A 16,725-nucleotide genomic window follows, 5' to 3' on the forward strand; every position below is an offset into this window, starting at 1 on the left:
CCTCTTAATTAATTCCGCCCCCCTTTCCCCCGCAGAAAAATGCGTGAGTAGTCACATTTTTGAAAGCTAATATTATTCATTTACAACACCAATAATATGGGAGAATTCCATTTTCCAATCAGTAAGATTAATCCATTGAAATATAGAGACTTTTCTTATCTCTTGCTCATCACTTCCACACCAAAAACTTGTGATTTAAATCACAAAAATCACCTCAAAAAAACATCTGTCAACCACTCTCCCTAATAAATTAATAGCAATTTTGTGATGTCACCTGCAAATCCAAGGCTTGTTTAAAGGGAAAAATAGCTGCAAGGAAAATAAACGAGGCAAATGTCATGAGAATCGGCATGGTAATTAGCGGCGGTGATGTCACGGGGATAAATAACTTCGTTTTTCAGGTTTCCCGACTGGCTCAAGCAGAAATCGTTTTGTTTAACGGTGGTATTCCAGGTCTATTGCAGAATAAACACCAGGATATTTCCATCCGGGATTTAGTGGATTTTTCCGTAGCATCCATTCCGATTATGTCTTCAGGTCGAACTAACCGTAAATTAATGGGCTGTGAATATGAAACTATCGCAAAACAGTTAAAAAACCTGCATATCGATGTACTTATTATGGCTGGTGGCGATGGATCATTACAATTTCTGAATAACCTCAGTGAATATGGTGTGAATTGTTTTGGTGTCGGCATGACCATCGATAATGATGTTTACGGCAGTGATTACACCATCGGTTTTTCAACAGCATGTGAGCAAGTCATTAAAGAAGTCGCCAAGTTGCGTAATACAGGCCGCGCTTTGCCAGGGCGTGTTTTTATGGTTGAACTGCTGGGTGGTTACTGCGGTGAATTGACACTGCAATCGGCGATTAAAAGCAACGCTGATTTTGCACTAATCCCTGAGTGCCAACAGTCGCTGAGCGAACTGGCACATAAGATTAGGGCACGACTTGAGACACAAAACAGCGTCGTGATTCTGTGCTCTGAAGGTTATACCAAAGAATACTCCCCCGGCTTTCAGGGGGCAATTGACACCATGATTAAACAGCTTGAACCGAAAATTGGTGTACGCATTCGTAAGTCAATTATTGGTTATAGCCTACGTAACGGTGACCCTACCTGCGAGGAAATCTATCAGGGCACTATTATGGCAGGCGAAGTCGTTCGTTGTATCCAGTCCGGTATGAGAAATAAAGCCATTATTATTAATTCGAGTAACAAACCGATCCCTATAGATTTAATCAGTATGCAAAAACGCCTCGTCGACACCGAAGGGCATCATTATAAATTAGCGAAGCAGCTCAATATTATTTGAGGAGACTTTCAATGCTTAAAATTCTTTGTGTATGTGGCTGCGGTTTAGGTTCCAGTTTCGCCATAGAAATGGCTGCAACTGCGGTACTTAAAAAACTTCAGATTCCGGCAGAAATTGATCACACAACTGTTTCAGAAGCGGGAGCCTTTAAATCTGACATTATTTTAACGCAAAAAACGTTCGCCGATATTTTAACAGCCGATGCAAGTGAAGAAGAAATTAAACGCGTCATTGTGCTGCACCGCCTTACGGATAAAGACGAAATCGAACAAAAGATTGTCGCCTTTTTAAAAGATCGCAATGTGAAGGTATTCGACCATGAATAGCATCATTAACTTTATTGTTAAAGACCTGCTAGGGCAGGCATCAATATTGATTGCCTTTATTGCCATGCTCGGTCTTTTACTACAAAAAAAATCAAAGGGTAAGGTCGCGGAGGGTACATTTAAAACGCTGCTTGGTTTTTTAATCATGATGGCAGGTATCAACATTATTGTTGATACGCTGACTTTCCTGAACGATATCTTCACCCATGGATTTGGCATGAAAGGCTACATCACAGATGTGGCAGCTATTGCGGGGCTTGCAAACCGTGAGCTGGGTTCCGAAGTGGCTCTTACGCTAATGGTGATATTTATCGTCAACATCATCATTGCCCGTATCACGCCGTTTAAGTACATATTTCTCACCGGGCAAGCACTGCTTTGGATGGCAACGATTGGTGCAGTTATCGGCTATAAAGCAGGGCTGACTGGCCTACCGTTGATTCTTACTGGCGGGATCTTCGGTGGAGTTATGGCGGTGCTGATGCCAGCCCTCGCCCAACCCGTGGTGCGCCGTATTACCGGTACTGACGATGTAGCTCTGGGCCACTTCTGTACTATCGGTTACCTGGTGCAGGCTGCGGTGGCGAAGGTCGTTGGCAAAGGGTCGAAATCCACTGAAGACCTGGTTTTGCCGGATAACTTTAAATTCCTGCAAGACACTTATTTGTCGATGGCCGTCGTCATGATCCCGATGTATTTGATTCCTGCTCTGGCGGCTGGTCCGGAATACATCGGCCAATACTCCAACGGCGTGAATTACCTGATGTTTGCTTTTATGCAGGCGATTCAGTTTGTTGCTGGGGTATTCGTGCTCTATAGCGGTGTGCGTCTACTGCTTAACGAACTGGTGCCTGCGTTCCGTGGTATCGCGATGCGCATCGTACCGGATGCCAAACCAGCCCTGGACTGCCCGGTGCTGTTCCCTTACGCCCCCAATGCCGTAATCGTTGGTTTCCTTGCCACAACTGTCGGCTCCATCATCGGCATGATTGTCTTCCCAATGTTTGGCCTGGCGATGATTCTGCCAGGCTTGTTGACCAACTTCTTTGCTGGCGGCACCGCAGGAATTTTCGGTAACGCGATGGGTGGCAGACGCGGTGCAATCATCGGCGGTGTAGTCCACGGCCTGTTTATTACCTTCCTTCCTGCCATCCTGGTGCCAATGCTTGAAAGCTACGGCTTTACCGGTGTGACTTTCAGTGATTCTGATGTGATCAGTAGCGGCCTGATTTTGGGACATGTATTCCAGAATAACTGGACTTTTGTCGGCTTATTCATCCTGTTCGTCGCTCTTATCGCCTGGTTCGTAAATGGCAAATCAACCAAACCTCAAGAGGAAAAAGCACATGAGTCTGTATAACTTCCCGGATTTATTACAGGTAGCCAAAGAGCGTAAATTTAAAGCGGTAGGTTCCTTTAATTTGCATTGCCTTGAAATGCTGCCTGCTTATTTTAAAGCTGCCAAAGCAACCAATAGCCCATTAATGATTCAAATTTCTACCGGGACTGCGGAATATTTAGGTTATCGTTTATTAGTGGATTCCATTCGTTCTTTATCCGAAAGCGAGCAAATACCGACTTGTTTGCATCTGGATCACTGCTCAGATATTGAATCGATTAAAACGGCCATCGACGCTGGATTTAGCTCGGTAATGTATGACGGTTCTCATCTGGATATGGCAGATAATATTGCTAATACCCGCAAGGTGATTGATATCGCCCGCCCACGTAATATCTCTGTAGAAGCAGAATTAGGCGCGATTGGCGGCTCAGAAGATGGCAAAGCGGTCGCCATGGAAGATATCTGCTTTACCACCACGGAAGATGCCAAACGCTTTGTGGATGAAACCGGCGTCGATATGCTGGCGGTGTCCGTCGGGACGGTACACGGCCTATATACCGGTAAAGCGAAAATTCAGCATCAACGCCTGGCGGATATCAGCGAAGTGACCAAAACCCCGCTGGTGCTGCACGGCGGCACAGGTGTTAGCGATGAAGATATGCGCCGCGCCGTTGCCGGAGGGATTGATAAAGTTAACGTCGGTACCGAAATGAACGTGCAATGGGTCGGGCACTGCAAAGAGACGTTTGAGAAAGGCAAAGTGAACGACAGCGTGCGTAAATTCTTAATTCCGGCAAATGATGCAGTCGCTGCGGTATTAATCGAAAAGATCGCATTATTTAAATAAAGCAGGCGTTATCCTCTACTCTTCATTGTAACCCTGGTTGCGTGGCAACCGTCGGGCGGGAGCTAGCTATGTTTGGATCTTTAAAAAAATTTTTTCACAGTGATAATTCGGATACGGCGCAATATGATATTCAAGCCGTACAACTTGAAACTGAATTAACTGCTCTGGAAAACACGTTAACGGAAAACCCAAATAATGGCGAAACACAAAAAGCATTAATGTTGCGCTATAACCAGGCGTTACAAGTTTTTGCGAAGAGTAAAACACACCGTCAGCATATCGATGCTTTATTTATCAAAATTGATGAGCTGAGAAATATTATTCGCAAGAATATTTAGGGAGAACTCATGGCCATTAAAGAGTTATTAATTGAAGCGCAGGCAATACAAGTTGGCGTGCGCGAAACGGACTGGAAAAAGGTGATTAGACTTGCGGCTCAACCGCTGGTTGATAATGGCTATATCCTGCCCTCTTACTACCAGGCAGTCATTAATAACACCCTGGAGCATGGCGCGTATTACGTTTTTGAAGAGGGCGTCGCCATGCCCCACGCTCGCCCGGAATGCGGGGTGATGAAAAATTGCTTCAGTCTGGTTTTGCTTGATGAACCCATCGCCTTTGCCGACAGCGAAAAGGCCGATATCGTGATTATGTTTGCCGCCTGTGACAGCAATGGACATATCGAAGAAGGTATCCGCGCGATTGTTAATTTGTTGGGCGATGATGATGTAATGGCAAAACTACGTCGGGCAAAAGGCAAGGAAGAGGTGATCGCAATATTATGAGCCAGACCATGCGAACACAGGGCAAAACGGTTGTACTTGTGAACGGTGTACCCGCCTCAGGCAAAAGCACGATTTCCCGCTTGTTGTCCGAACATTTTGCGCTACCGATTCTGACCATCGATGGCATAAAAGAGCCTTTTATGGCGCAGTTCGATGAAATTGATCGGCCATTCAACCGCCGCCTCGGAAGTGCCGCTTATGAGGTGATTTGGTCGATAGTGGCCGATAGCCCAACACAGTGTGTCTTTATTGTCGATGCATGGTTTGGCTTCCAGCCGAAAGAGGTGCTTGAACGTTATCTTGAGCAGGCGGGAATCACACGCGTTCTGGAAGTGTGGAACCATGTCCCCGGCGATCTTGCCGCCGAACGCTATGCGCTGCGGCTCGGCGTAAGACGCCACGGGCACCCAGGGGAAGAATATCTGCCGGAGTTGGTAAAACTTGCGAATAACGCAAAGCCGATGTCACTTGGGCCGGTTTACACCGTGGACCACCGAGAGCCGATAGACACCGACGGTCTCCTTACATGGCTGAGTAAAGAATTTGGAGACTAATACGAATGCTGATTTCGTTGGTCAGTTAAGCCCTCTGCATTCCAGAGGGCTTAGGGATAAATCAAGAAGCCGGAGAAGCCACCAGTTTGCGCGTCTTACCATAAACAATGGTCAGCACCGCAGGGACAGTAAATGCGACGATTATCGCAAACACTTCATAAATCATTTTTGAATCCGGGCCGCTGAACAGACCTAACTCGAACACGTTAAGTACTGGCAGGAAACTGTAAGTTTTAACGCCCAACAAACCGGTGATGCCACCGCCCAACGCCGCACCAATACAACCGAAGACAAACAGCATTCTGTATTTCAGGTTCACGCCATACAGCGCCGGTTCAGTTATACCGAAGAAGGCAGAAATTGAGGCAGAAATCGCAATCTGTTTGTCCTTGAGGTTGCGGGCAATAAAGATTGCACCGAATGCCGCGCCAAACTGCCCCATTACCGCCGACATGAACATCGCCATGATAGTGTCGTAGCCGTTGACCTGAATATTGATCAGCGCCAGTGGGATGATGCCCCAGTGCACACCGAACACCACAAACAGTTGGCCAATGCCGGCAAGCAGCGCGCCAGAAATGACCGGGCTAAGGTTATAAAGCCATGCATATCCGTTAGCAATACCGACACCCACGTAATCTGCAATCGGGCCAATTAAGGTGAACACCACAAACCCGCAGATGATGAGCGATAAGCAAGGCACAAATACAAAAGCAGCCAGTTCAGGGATTATCTTTTTCAGCCAGCGTTCCACATAGCTCAGGAACAACACGGCAAATACAGCAGGGATAACTGCGCCACCATAAATCTTAACGTTCAGCGCAAGTCCCATAATATGGAATGCACCGGGAACACCTGGATCGGTTAATGGGAAGATCATCGCCGCAGTCAGTGCCAGCGCGGTGAATTTATTCGTTTTAAAACGTTCAGCTGCCGTAACGGCGATAAACAACGGCAACATCACAAACACGCCGCTCGACAGCGCATTAAACACGGTGAACACGTAAGAATGCGTATCCACCAGGTTCATTGTTTGCAGCAATACCACAATCCCTTTTACAACACCGACGCCCGCCAGCACACCGATGTAAGGTGTGAAAATGGCGGAAAGTGTCGCCAGCAAGCGGCTTACCCATGAGCCTTGTGCCGTTGTTTCTTCAGCTACAGGCGTTTGTTCACCGAGCAGCTCTTTAATCGCTGAAAATACCTGATCGACTTTCGGGCCAATCACTATCTGGAATTGACTCGGGCTATCCACTAATTTCACGACTTCAGGAAGACCATATAGCGCTTCCGGATTCACTTTATTTTTATCTTTTAATGTAAAACGTAAGCGTGTTGCGCAATGAGTAATATGTTCAATATTCCCAGTCTCACCAACATGCTTAATTATTTGTTGGGCAAGCTGACTATATGTCGTCATGGTATTTCCTTAGTTTCAAGGTTTGCGCTGTATTTATTGCCCGATAAAAACATCAGGCAACATTGTAGGGTCGAGCTATTTATACCTATACCCATAATAATTCGAGTTGCAGGAAGGCGGCTAGTTGCACCCCAAAGGGCCGAGTAATACCACCACACATGCGACTTAAAATATGAAGGGTATATCAGGCGTAATCGCCAGGTTTTGTTTTACTCTTAACGGAAATACCAAAATCGGTGAAAATACGCTGTGGCAAATTATTCCCTTTCGCTTCCGCGATATGGTGCGCCAGAATCTGGAATGGAATCACCATCAGTAACGGGGCGATAAATATATCTACATCAGCATTAATGGCGAGCGTTCGTTCATCGCTGCTTTCACCTAATTTAACGGTGTAAATATAATCGGTATATTTTTGCTCATAAGCTTTCAGCAGTAATAAACGCTCACGCGCTTCTCCAGGCGTGTCGAGGAAAAACATCCGGTGATTACCGTTGACTTCAAAATAAGGGCCATGCATAAAGGCTTCCAGTTCTACCCCTTGCGATGGCACGCGAATTGTTTCCGCAAACTTGGTTTCCATTTCTTTAATCACACCCACGCTTGGGCCATAGCCAATTGCCGTAAATCTTGGGGAGGCAGTAAGCTCATCTTTCCATTTTTCAAAGAAGACTTCAGTTGTATCAATAATCTGCGGGATAGATTTTACTGCAACGGATAATTTCGCTAACTCTTCGCCTTCCTGCGTTTCAGTGATTAAGCCATTGCAACGCGCGGTATAAAGACCGAGCAACATGAATTTAAAAATAGTCGCCACATAACCTTTAGTGACATAACCCACGCGCTCTTCGCCAATTTCAATATCGATGGCGTGATCGACAGTTTTCGCCAGTTCGCTGGACAGTTTGCTGGTTAAACCGTAGGTCACCACCGGGAAACTTTTACCAATGTGTTTTATCGCATTGATAGTGGATGTGCTTTCGCCGCTTTGCGATACCCCAAGTACTAAATCGGTCGCGGTATCCATTTGTTCATAGTGCTGGAAGTGGAACGGTTCCTCCACGGTAATGCGCACGTTCGCCAGGTTTTCCACGTAGTATTTAGCGCTTTTGATGGCGTTGATACTTGAACCAGTAGCTAAAACCAACCACGTGCCCTTTCCTTTAATCTCTGGAAGATCATGTGGATAACGATCAAGCATTGCTGAAAGCGTAGCTTGCTCTTCGTGAATGTAAGTCATCATTGTCGGCTTCATTGGCCCTCCTGAAATCAAAACCTGAAAACGTTTTCAGGTTTTAGGCTAGAGGAGCTTGAGTGGGGTTGTCAATCCACTTTTCAGCAATTGTGGCGGGGATCAAAAAATATCGTGTGCGGGAGTTTTGGAAAAATCAGAAATACTGAAATGCTCAGATAGAGCTAGCAGGACTCACCTGGTATCAGGCTCAGCTGGATTTTTTCAGGCACTACAGATTCAGTGGTATCTTTCAGCAATGTCATTAAAACTTGCATCACTGTTTTACCGATGAGTTCATTGTGATGATTCACAGTTGTAATGCGTGGAATAAAATATTCGCTACCGGGGAAATATTCACAGCTGACAATAGCAATATCTCCAGGCACAGAAATATTTCTGTCTTTTAATGCCCGAATGGCTCCTTTTGCAACATGGTCATTAATTGCAACAATAGCTTCGGGCAGTTTTTCACTTTGCGAAAGCAACTTATCTACCGCTTCATAGCCATGCTGTAAGTAGAAATTATTTAATACAATGTGATTATCATTAACCACAATATTCGCTTGCTGAAGCGTGCTTTTAAACGAATCTATACGTTGCCGGGTGATATAGACGCTTTTCGAGCCACCAATAAATCCGATACTTTTATAGCCCTTACTTATCAGGTGATTAGTTGCAAGTGCAACACACCCGGACTGATCGCGCTCTACACAGGAATAATCTACATCGGCCAGTTGCCGCCCAACGACAATAACCGGAATTGCCGCACAAAGTTTCTTCAACTCATGGGAATAAGATTCTGGCACATTATTATAATCAATATTCCCACCAAGAATAATAACCCCATCAATCTGGCTATCAGTAATCGAGTTAAAAATATTTTCTTCAGGGATAATTTCTCCCTGCGAAGAGGATTTATTCGCCGATTGTGTATCGTAGAGTGTGACTTTATATCCGGCCCGCAAACTCTCATTTTCGATTTGAGCAACCAGCATCACAAAATATGGGTTACTGATATCGGAAACGACAATCGCCAGCGTCTGTGTTTTTTTGGAAATCATACCGCGCGCCAACAAATTTGGGCTGAATTGCTGCTCCTGAATAACTTTCTCGACCCTGGCGCGAGTTTTATCCGCCACCCAGCTGTTGTTATTCAGAACACGGGAAACTGTCGCAATAGATACATTGGCCAGTTCAGCAATATCCTTGATTGTTAGCGGCTTTTTCATTTTTTTGTCCCGTCCCTACAAGGCGTTAATAGTAGGGCAACGCGCCGGGTGAAGCAAAGGGGGATTTTCTTCATCCAAACAGACTGCACTTTTTATTCCAACTGCCGATAACTTAAACAGGAAACGGGGCAACGATGACCCGCCGGGTTACAACCAGAGGTTAAAATGGATAGTTTTCAAAAAGATATTGATGAAAGGGCTAACCTGGCGTTATCCAACAAGTTTGAACTATTGTTGTTCCGCTTAGGGGAAGGCCAGCACGGCGGCAAATCAGAGCTGTATGGTATCAACGTATTTAAGCTGCGCGAAATTGTGCCCATGCCGAAAATTAACCGCGCGGCAGGGATGATGTCACCGCTGTTGGGCATGGCAAATATTCGCGACCAATTTATCCCGGTTATCGACCTGCCCGCCGTTACCGGCTGCACACCAAAAACTGGCCTGAATCTTCTTTTAATTACCGAATATGCCCGCAGTACGCAGGCATTTGCGGTGGAGTCGGTGGAAAATATTATCCGCCTCGACTGGAGTCAGGTTCATGCAGCCGAATCCGGTGTGAGTAGCCGTAATATCACCAGTATCGCTTCACTCAATAGCGATGAATACAAAGATGAACTGGCGCTGGTGCTCGATGTTGAACAGATTCTTTACGACATTATCCCTTCAGGACGCAAAGTCGATATGGCGGCTATTGAAGGGAATACAAATCCTCTGAAACCGGGTGCTGTCGCGATTGTTGCTGAAGATTCAAAAGTCGCCCGCCAGATGCTCGAGCAAGGGCTGAAAGGCATGGGTATTCCGGTAATGATGCATTCCACGGGCCTGGAAGCCTGGGAGAAGATAAAAGTTATCGCCGCAGAAGCCAAAGCCGCTGGCCAGCCGATCACCGATCGTATTGGTATGGTGCTAACAGACATTGAAATGCCGGAAATGGATGGCTTCACCCTGACCCGTAATATCAAATCGGATATTTCGTTAAAGCAGATTCCGGTGGTGATTCACTCATCTCTATCAGGTAGTGCCAACGAAGATCACGTCCGCAAAGTGGGCGCGAACGGCTATGTGGCGAAGTTCGATGTGAAAGAGCTTTCCCAGGTTATTAACAAAGCGTTGGAAGGTGCGGTGGTTTAGTTTTTTGGTTTAGACCGAAAAAGGACGGGCCGCGTAATGCCACCCGTCCTCAATTTTATTCTAAATAAAACACTTCTTTCAGTTCGGCACTTACCGGGCTGTTATCGGCATGGCTCGGCATTATCTCGCTCATATGCTTCCACCAGCGCTGGCAGACTTCCGTTTGTGCGACGGCGTTCCAGCGAGCTTCAGACTCAATCTCTACCGTTGCAAAAAGTAGGTGGCGTGCGACATCCAGATAAATAGCGTAGTGATGAGCACCGTGCTGTTTAAGTACCGCTTCCAGCTCTGGCCAAATCGGCGTATGGCGACGTTGATATTCTTCATGAGCATCGGGGTTTACCTGCATCACAAAAGCTTTGCGGATCATAATGCCTCCAGATACAGCTCGCGCACTTCCTCACGGGTCGCTACGCGTGGATTACATGGCGCGCATGGGTCAGCCAAAGCGTTATCCAGCCAGCCTTCGATATCTGCGGTCTGAATTCCAAGTTGACTGAAACCAGATGGAATGCCGACGCGCGTAGAAAGCGCACGAATAGCCAGAATAGCCTCCAGGCTGGCTTCTTCTTCGTTCATATCCTGAGTATTCACACCCATCGCTGCGGCAACTTTTGCAAAACGTGCAACGGCTTTCGGGCGGTTAAAAGCTTCAATGACTGGGAGTAAAATCGCGTTGCAAACACCGTGCGGCAGGTTGTGCGTCGCACCCGGTTGGTGAGCCAGCGCATGTACCAACCCAAGGCCTGCGCTGTTAAAAGCCATACCCGCCAGGTATTGCCCGTAAGCCATCATTTCACGCGCTTGAAGGTTATGGCCATCGTCGACTGCTTTTGGCAGCCACTGGCTAATCAGGCGAATAGATTCCAGAGCGTTAGCATCCGTTAACGGATGCGCGGCAACGGAAACATAAGCTTCAATGGCGTGAGTTAACGCATCCATTCCTGTTGCAGCAGTGACACTTGCCGGGATATCGAGCATGACGCTTGCATCATCCACAGCAATATCCGGGATGAGGTTAGTGTCGATAATCACTTCTTTCACGTGGCGCACGGAATCGATGATGACCGCATTGCTGGTCATCTCTGCCGCAGTCCCGGCAGTGGTGTTAATCGCCACCAGCGGCACGCCAGGGTTAGTGACTTTGCCAACACCGGAATAAGCGGTTGATGGACCTGGGTTTGCGGTCAGGATTTTTACCGCTTTGGCGGTATCGATCGGACTACCGCCGCCAAAAGCTATCAGGTAGTGGCAATCGGCAGCCTGGTAAGCGGCAAAGCCCTTTTGCACCAGCTCTTCTGTCGGGTTCGGGAATACTTCATCGAACAATTCATAAGAAAGTTGATGTTCATCGAGTGCGCTAAACAGGCTATCCAGCAAACCCATTTTCACCAATTGCCCATCGGTGATGATCAGGGCTTTTCCCCAAGGTTTGGCGGCAATCAATTTCACCATGTCGCCGATTGCACCTGCACCGTGAAGGCTGATTTTTGGTAAGGCCAACATAAAACTCATTGTTATGCTCCTTAACTATCGTAAATGTCGGATGGCGCTTTGCTTATCCGGCCTACAATCCATTGAAGTACAGTGGATGAGTGAAGTCGCATCCACCATTACACTGATTTAAAGTTCTAAAGCACCAGCCAGTGGGGTAACACCGAAACGTTTACCAAGGGCGATAAGCTCGTCACGACTGATGGTTTGTTTCATGCCGCCCATCGAAATGACTTTTACCAACACTTCAGCGGATTTCTCAGCGGTATCGATAAGCCCAAATGCTTCATCAAGCGTTGGGCCACTGCCAAACACTCCGTGGAACGGCCACAGTACCAGCGAGTGTTTTGCCATTTCGCCAGCTGTTGCCGTTCCAATTTCATCGGTGCCCGGAACCATCCACGGCAAAATCCCCACACCATCAGGGAATACCACCAGGCATTCAGTACTGCCTTCCCAAAGTTTGCGGGTAATGACATTCGTGGAGTTTTCCAGCACGTAAGTCAGGGCAATCAGATTGGTGGCATGGCAGTGCATGATCACACGGTCTTTTCCACCCGTGGTTTTGATGCGCACGCTGTGGGATTGGAAGTGTGCCGCCAGTTCAGATGTGGGTACTGCTTCGTTTTCCAGCCCCCACAAGATGTGATAGCCCGTACCGCGGTTGTCCACTTTCACCACACCAATATTTGCAGCAGGCGCCAGTTGAACATTGCGGAAGAATTTGCCGGAGCCGGTAACAATAAATGGCGTGTTCGCCAGTTCAGGCATTGGCTGGCTTAGTGCGATGTAACGCGGTGCCGCATGGAAATCAGCCTGAAATGGCGCGATATCGGCTTCATCCAGGCGCAATGTAATATTGCCGCCGTTACGTTCGTCCCAACCTTTTAACCAGGCATCGCTGGTTGCTTTAATCATGCCTTCTACAAACCAGGCTTTGAGGATGTTCTGCATAGTCTTGTGGTTCCTTTGATATTGGTCTGGCGGATGGCGCTCACGCTTATCCGCCCTACGTTCGGTCATCAGTTGTAGGGTGGATAAGCGAAACGCCATCCACCAATAAAGGGTTAGCCGCGTTTGCTCAAAACATCGTTTTCGTAATGGCGAACCGTCTTCAGCCACTGGGCATCAACCGGCGTATCGTTTCGTTGGCAATACATTTCCCAGATAGCAGCCCATGGCAGAGATTTTTGCTCTTCTAACAGCGCCAGGCGTGCGGTGTAGTCGCCCTCTTTCTCAAGCTGGCGCAGGGTTTCGGTTGGCTCTAACAGCGCACGCAACAGCGCTTTCTTCATGTTGCGGGTGCCAATAACCCACGCGGCGATGCGGTTAATGGAAGCATCAAAGAAATCCAGGCCGATGTGCACGCGGTCGAACAGGTCGTGGCGGATGATTTCGCTGGCGATAGCTTGTGTTTCGTCATCCAGCAGTACTACGTGGTCGCTATCCCAGCGAACCGGGCGGCTTACGTGTAGCAGCAGGCGTGGCACGTACAGCATGGCGCTGGAGATTTTGTCGGAGATGACTTCGGTTGGGTGGAAATGGCCTGCATCCAGGCACAGTGCGGTCTGTCGGCTGGTCGCGTAACCGAAATAGAATTCGTTGGAACCCACGGTGTAACTTTCTGCGCCAATACCGAACAGCTTGCTTTCTACCGCATCAATATGGTGTGCCGGGTTGAGTTTTTCACTCATCGCTTCATCGAGCGCTGCGACCAGGCGCTGGCGCGGTGCAAGGCGGTCAACAGTGATATCTTTCATGCCATCAGGGATCCAGATGTTCATCACTGACGGTGTACCAAGTTGCTCGCCAAAATATGCGGAAATTTTGCGGCTGGCTTTAACATGATCAATCCAGAACTGGCGAATTTCGTCATCAACGTGCGACAGCGTAAATCCGTCAGCACTTAACGGGTGTGAGAAGCAAGACGGGTTAAAATCCAGCCCCAGATTGTTAGCTTTCGCCCATTCAACCCAGTTTTTGAAATGCTCTGGTTTGATTTTGTCGCGTGCTACGGGTTGCTCTGATTCCAGATAAATAGCGTGAAGGTTCAGGCGTTTTGGACCAGGGATCAGGCTGAGTGCACGTTCAAGATCAGCACGTAATTCGCCTGCGTTTCGCGCTTTGCCCGGATAATTTCCCGTAGCCTGAATCCCGCCGCTCAGCACCCCTTCCGGGTTTTCAAATCCAGCAACGTCATCACCCTGCCAGCAGTGCATAGAGACCGGCAAACGATCGAGCTGTTGCAGGGCAGCTTCAACATCAACACCGACAGCAGCAAAGCGCTGTTTCGCCAGTTCCCAGGCTTGTTCAAGAGATGTGGTCATGCGCAAAACTCCTTACGTGTTTGAATATTGAGTGGAAACTGCGCGATATAACGAGCAATTTCGCTATCGGATTGGGGAATAAAAGATTTCAGTTCGTAGCTGGCGGCGACAATTTTTCGGAAGTCGTCAACATCAGTAATTTCGTCCAGCGCCATCAGTTGGCAGCCGATATTGCCAAGCGTTGAGGCTTCAATGGGGCCCGCATATACCGGCACACCGCAGGCATCAGCACACAATTGGTTAAGTAATTCATTCTGGCTTCCGCCACCCACGATGTGCAGGCTGCTAAACGAGCGACCACGGACAGTGCCCAGCTCTTTCAATGTTTTGGCATACAGAAGCGCAAGGCTGTCGAAAATGCAGCGAGCGAGTTCGCTGTCGTTGAATGGAACAGGTTGGTTACTTTCACGGCAAGCAGCCTGAATTTCACGGCTCATGCTTTCCGGGTTAATAAAGCGATCGTCGTTTGGGTTTATGACAAAACGACACGCCGGGATCTTTCGGGTACGGTCGATCAGATCGACAAGATCTGTAATACCCAGCTCTTTGGTGATGCGCTGCAACAACCACAGACCCATTATATTTTTCAGTACCCGGTAACGCCCTTCTGCCCCCCCTTCATTGGTGATATTGGCGGCGAGTGCAGTGCTATTGGCATAAGGGGTTTTGCTCTCAAAACCCATCAGCGACCAGGTGCCGGAAGAAAGGTATGCGGCGTCTTTATCTTTGAGTGGTGCACCGATGACCGCACTCGCGGTGTCGTGAGTGGCAACGCTTACTACCGGGATTTTGTTGCCTTCGCGGCAAACCCATTGGCCAATAACGCGCCCAGGATGTGTCGGCGTACCGAGCCATTTATGCGGTACACCGGCCCAGTCGAGCAATGTTTCATCCCAGCTATCGTTGTTGATATTCATCAATTGCGTGGTCGTCGCGTTGGTGTATTCCCAATTCAGCTCTCCCGTAAGGCGGTAAGCAAAATAGTCCGGGATCAACAATGCATGTTCGACACAATCAAGCAGCTCAGGTTGTTGTTCTACAAGAGCGCGGAACTGGTAAAGCGTATTGAATGGCAGAAATTGAATGCCGGTACGGCGGTAGATTTCGTCACGCCCTAACAGTTTACAAGCGAGATCCATCACGCCATCGGTACGGCTGTCGCGATAGGAAACAGGCTGCCCAACGCGGTTACCGCTTTGGTCAATCAACACATAATCCACACCCCAGGTGTCGATACCGATGCTGTTGATGGCAATGCCTTCATCACAGACCTTTTGCAGCCCAATGCGAATTTCCTGCTCCAGTGCATCAACATCCCAGACGGTGGAACCTTCCGCCTGTTTTAAGGAGTTGGTGAAACGGTGAATTTCACGCAGGCAGATGCTGCGAGTGTCACGTTCGAAGCGTGCCAGCATGACACGGCCACTTGAAGCGCCCAGGTCTACCGCAACACTATGGCGTAGAGTCATTGTCGGGGTCCTTGCTAAATTAATTGACCCCACTCTAAAAAGTAACGCTATCGCCCACCTTCTCGACACTGACAGTGCATATGAGCCGCTGGCAAAGAAGCAAAGATGAACGTGAGTTATGTCACAGATTCATATTTATCACTCTTTTCATCGACCTGTGACACTTGCCGCATTTCCTGATAATTCCCGGACTTTCTTAAAAAACGCGCAGTTTTAAACGGATTTCGTGTCGAAAATTTAAGGTGCAAAGGAGAGTCGTTACCTACTATCAGGTAACAATTACTCGCACATGGAGGTAAGAATGACGGTATTACATGGTTTTGATTTTTTCCCATCAGGGAATGCGTCGTTGGCCATTGAGCCACGCTTACCTCAGGTTGCCTTTCCAGAACATCACCATGATTTTTATGAAATTGTGATTGTTGAACATGGCACTGGAACACACGTTTTTAATGGTCAACCGTACACGCTAAGTGGCGGTTCAGTCTGTTTCGTACGTGACCATGACCGCCATCTCTATGAACACACAGAAAACCTGTGCCTGACCAATATCCTTTACCGTGCGCCTGATGCGTTTTGCTTTTTATCCGGGTTGGATCAACTGCTACCGCAAGAAAAAGACGGCAATTACCCATCGCACTGGCGTGTAAACCAGCCAGTGTTGCAACAAGTACGTGTGCTAATTGAAAAGTTTGAGCAAATTGGTGAGGCCACTGATACCCATGCCGTCGCCAACCGCGAAATTCTGTTTATGCAGTTGTTGGTGTTGCTGCGTAAAGGCAGCATGATGGAAGGAGTGACAAACTCAGAAGGCCGGCTAAATCAGTTGATGGCCTGGCTTGAAGATCATTTCGCTGAGGATATTTGCTGGGAGCAACTGGCATCCCAATTCACGCTTTCTCTTCGCACACTTCATCGCCAACTCAAACAGCAAACCGGCATGACACCACAGCGTTACCTCAATCGTTTACGCCTGATGAAAGCCCGTCATCTGCTCCGCCATAGCGAAGAAAGCGTAACAAATGTCGCCTTTCAGTGCGGTTTTGGTGACAGCAACCATTTTTCGACGCTTTTTAAACGCGAGTTTTCCTGGTCGCCGCGAGAGATTCGTCAGGGACGTGATACGCAACTTCAGTAAATACGAAGGAAATCACCGTTTTTTGCAGCGAAAAAGCAAATAATTTCTAGTTAGTTAATTTATCGGATATCGCAACGCTAATCCGATCTACGAAATGCAGTTTTTGG

17 protein-coding genes are annotated in these 16,725 nt (G+C 47.8%); 9 read left to right on the forward strand and 8 right to left on the reverse strand.

The window, feature by feature from the left end; all coding sequences use genetic code 11:
• Nucleotides 1-338 precede the first annotated feature (338 nt).
• From IX31_RS16375 to IX31_RS16405, 7 genes are all read left to right on the forward strand, one after another.
• Entirely contained in the window at nt 339-1,319 is a 981-nt protein-coding gene (locus IX31_RS16375; protein ID WP_034460365.1) for a 6-phosphofructokinase, read from the forward strand.
• An 11-nt stretch (nt 1,320-1,330) separates the two neighbouring features.
• On the forward strand, nt 1,331-1,645 hold the full coding sequence (locus tag IX31_RS16380) for a PTS sugar transporter subunit IIB (protein ID WP_034460367.1): 315 nt from the start codon (nt 1,331-1,333) through the stop codon (nt 1,643-1,645).
• On the forward strand, nt 1,638-3,005 hold the full coding sequence (locus IX31_RS16385; RefSeq protein WP_034460369.1) for a PTS sugar transporter subunit IIC: 1,368 nt from the start codon (nt 1,638-1,640) through the stop codon (nt 3,003-3,005). The genes IX31_RS16380 and IX31_RS16385 overlap by 8 nt, the downstream gene beginning before the upstream one ends.
• The gene (locus IX31_RS16390; protein WP_034460371.1) at nt 2,992-3,834 is read left to right on the forward strand and encodes a class II fructose-bisphosphate aldolase; all 843 of its coding nucleotides are present in this window, start codon (nt 2,992-2,994) and stop codon (nt 3,832-3,834) included. The genes IX31_RS16385 and IX31_RS16390 overlap by 14 nt, the downstream gene beginning before the upstream one ends.
• A gap of 68 nt (nt 3,835-3,902) precedes the next feature.
• Nucleotides 3,903-4,172 (forward strand): hypothetical protein, encoded by a 270-nt coding sequence (locus tag IX31_RS16395; protein WP_034460373.1) that lies wholly within the window; start codon nt 3,903-3,905, stop codon nt 4,170-4,172.
• A 9-nt stretch (nt 4,173-4,181) separates the two neighbouring features.
• The gene (locus IX31_RS16400; protein WP_034460375.1) at nt 4,182-4,619 is read left to right on the forward strand and encodes a PTS sugar transporter subunit IIA; all 438 of its coding nucleotides are present in this window, start codon (nt 4,182-4,184) and stop codon (nt 4,617-4,619) included.
• Complete coding sequence (locus IX31_RS16405; RefSeq protein WP_034460376.1) at nt 4,616-5,173, forward strand: P-loop nucleotide/nucleoside kinase family protein; 558 nt, start codon at nt 4,616-4,618, stop codon at nt 5,171-5,173. Before IX31_RS16400 ends, IX31_RS16405 begins: the two co-directional genes overlap by 4 nt.
• A 61-nt stretch (nt 5,174-5,234) precedes the next feature.
• Here the strand turns inward: IX31_RS16405 and IX31_RS16410 are convergent, their stop codons facing one another.
• From IX31_RS16410 to IX31_RS16420, 3 genes are all read right to left on the reverse strand, one after another.
• Nucleotides 5,235-6,596: a PTS transporter subunit EIIC gene (locus IX31_RS16410; RefSeq protein WP_034460377.1), complete on the reverse strand. Its 1,362-nt coding sequence runs from the start codon at nt 6,594-6,596 to the stop codon at nt 5,235-5,237.
• A gap of 184 nt (nt 6,597-6,780) precedes the next feature.
• A complete protein-coding gene (locus IX31_RS16415; RefSeq protein ID WP_034460378.1) occupies nt 6,781-7,851 on the reverse strand; it encodes an SIS domain-containing protein in 1,071 nt (356 codons plus the stop codon).
• A gap of 161 nt (nt 7,852-8,012) precedes the next feature.
• A complete protein-coding gene (locus IX31_RS16420; RefSeq protein WP_034460379.1) occupies nt 8,013-9,059 on the reverse strand; it encodes a LacI family DNA-binding transcriptional regulator in 1,047 nt (348 codons plus the stop codon).
• Between the two features lie 165 nt (nt 9,060-9,224).
• On the opposite strand from IX31_RS16420, the gene IX31_RS16425 reads away from it, so the two are divergent.
• A complete protein-coding gene (locus tag IX31_RS16425) occupies nt 9,225-10,190 on the forward strand; it encodes a chemotaxis protein (RefSeq protein WP_034460380.1) in 966 nt (321 codons plus the stop codon).
• Between the two features lie 55 nt (nt 10,191-10,245).
• Here the strand turns inward: IX31_RS16425 and rhaM are convergent, their stop codons facing one another.
• The 5 genes from rhaM to rhaB form a co-directional block, all read right to left on the reverse strand.
• On the reverse strand, nt 10,246-10,560 hold the full coding sequence (rhaM, locus tag IX31_RS16430; RefSeq protein ID WP_034460382.1) for an L-rhamnose mutarotase: 315 nt from the start codon (nt 10,558-10,560) through the stop codon (nt 10,246-10,248).
• Nucleotides 10,557-11,705 (reverse strand): lactaldehyde reductase, encoded by a 1,149-nt coding sequence (fucO, locus tag IX31_RS16435; RefSeq protein ID WP_034460383.1) that lies wholly within the window; start codon nt 11,703-11,705, stop codon nt 10,557-10,559. Before fucO ends, rhaM begins: the two co-directional genes overlap by 4 nt.
• A 108-nt stretch (nt 11,706-11,813) precedes the next feature.
• Nucleotides 11,814-12,638, reverse strand: coding sequence for a rhamnulose-1-phosphate aldolase (rhaD, locus tag IX31_RS16440; protein WP_034460385.1), 825 nt, complete (start codon nt 12,636-12,638; stop codon nt 11,814-11,816).
• 113 nt (nt 12,639-12,751) lie between these two features.
• Complete coding sequence (locus IX31_RS16445) at nt 12,752-14,011, reverse strand: L-rhamnose isomerase (protein ID WP_034460386.1); 1,260 nt, start codon at nt 14,009-14,011, stop codon at nt 12,752-12,754.
• Nucleotides 14,008-15,480, reverse strand: a complete 1,473-nt coding sequence (gene rhaB / locus IX31_RS16450; RefSeq protein ID WP_034460388.1) for a rhamnulokinase — start codon at nt 15,478-15,480, stop codon at nt 14,008-14,010. The genes IX31_RS16445 and rhaB overlap by 4 nt, the downstream gene beginning before the upstream one ends.
• Before the next feature lie 301 nt (nt 15,481-15,781).
• On the opposite strand from rhaB, the gene rhaS reads away from it, so the two are divergent.
• Complete coding sequence (gene rhaS, locus IX31_RS16455; protein ID WP_034460390.1) at nt 15,782-16,618, forward strand: HTH-type transcriptional activator RhaS; 837 nt, start codon at nt 15,782-15,784, stop codon at nt 16,616-16,618.
• Nucleotides 16,619-16,725 lie beyond the last annotated feature (107 nt).

The organism is Buttiauxella noackiae, from assembly GCF_000737905.1.
Taxonomy (GTDB): domain Bacteria; phylum Pseudomonadota; class Gammaproteobacteria; order Enterobacterales; family Enterobacteriaceae; genus Buttiauxella; species Buttiauxella noackiae.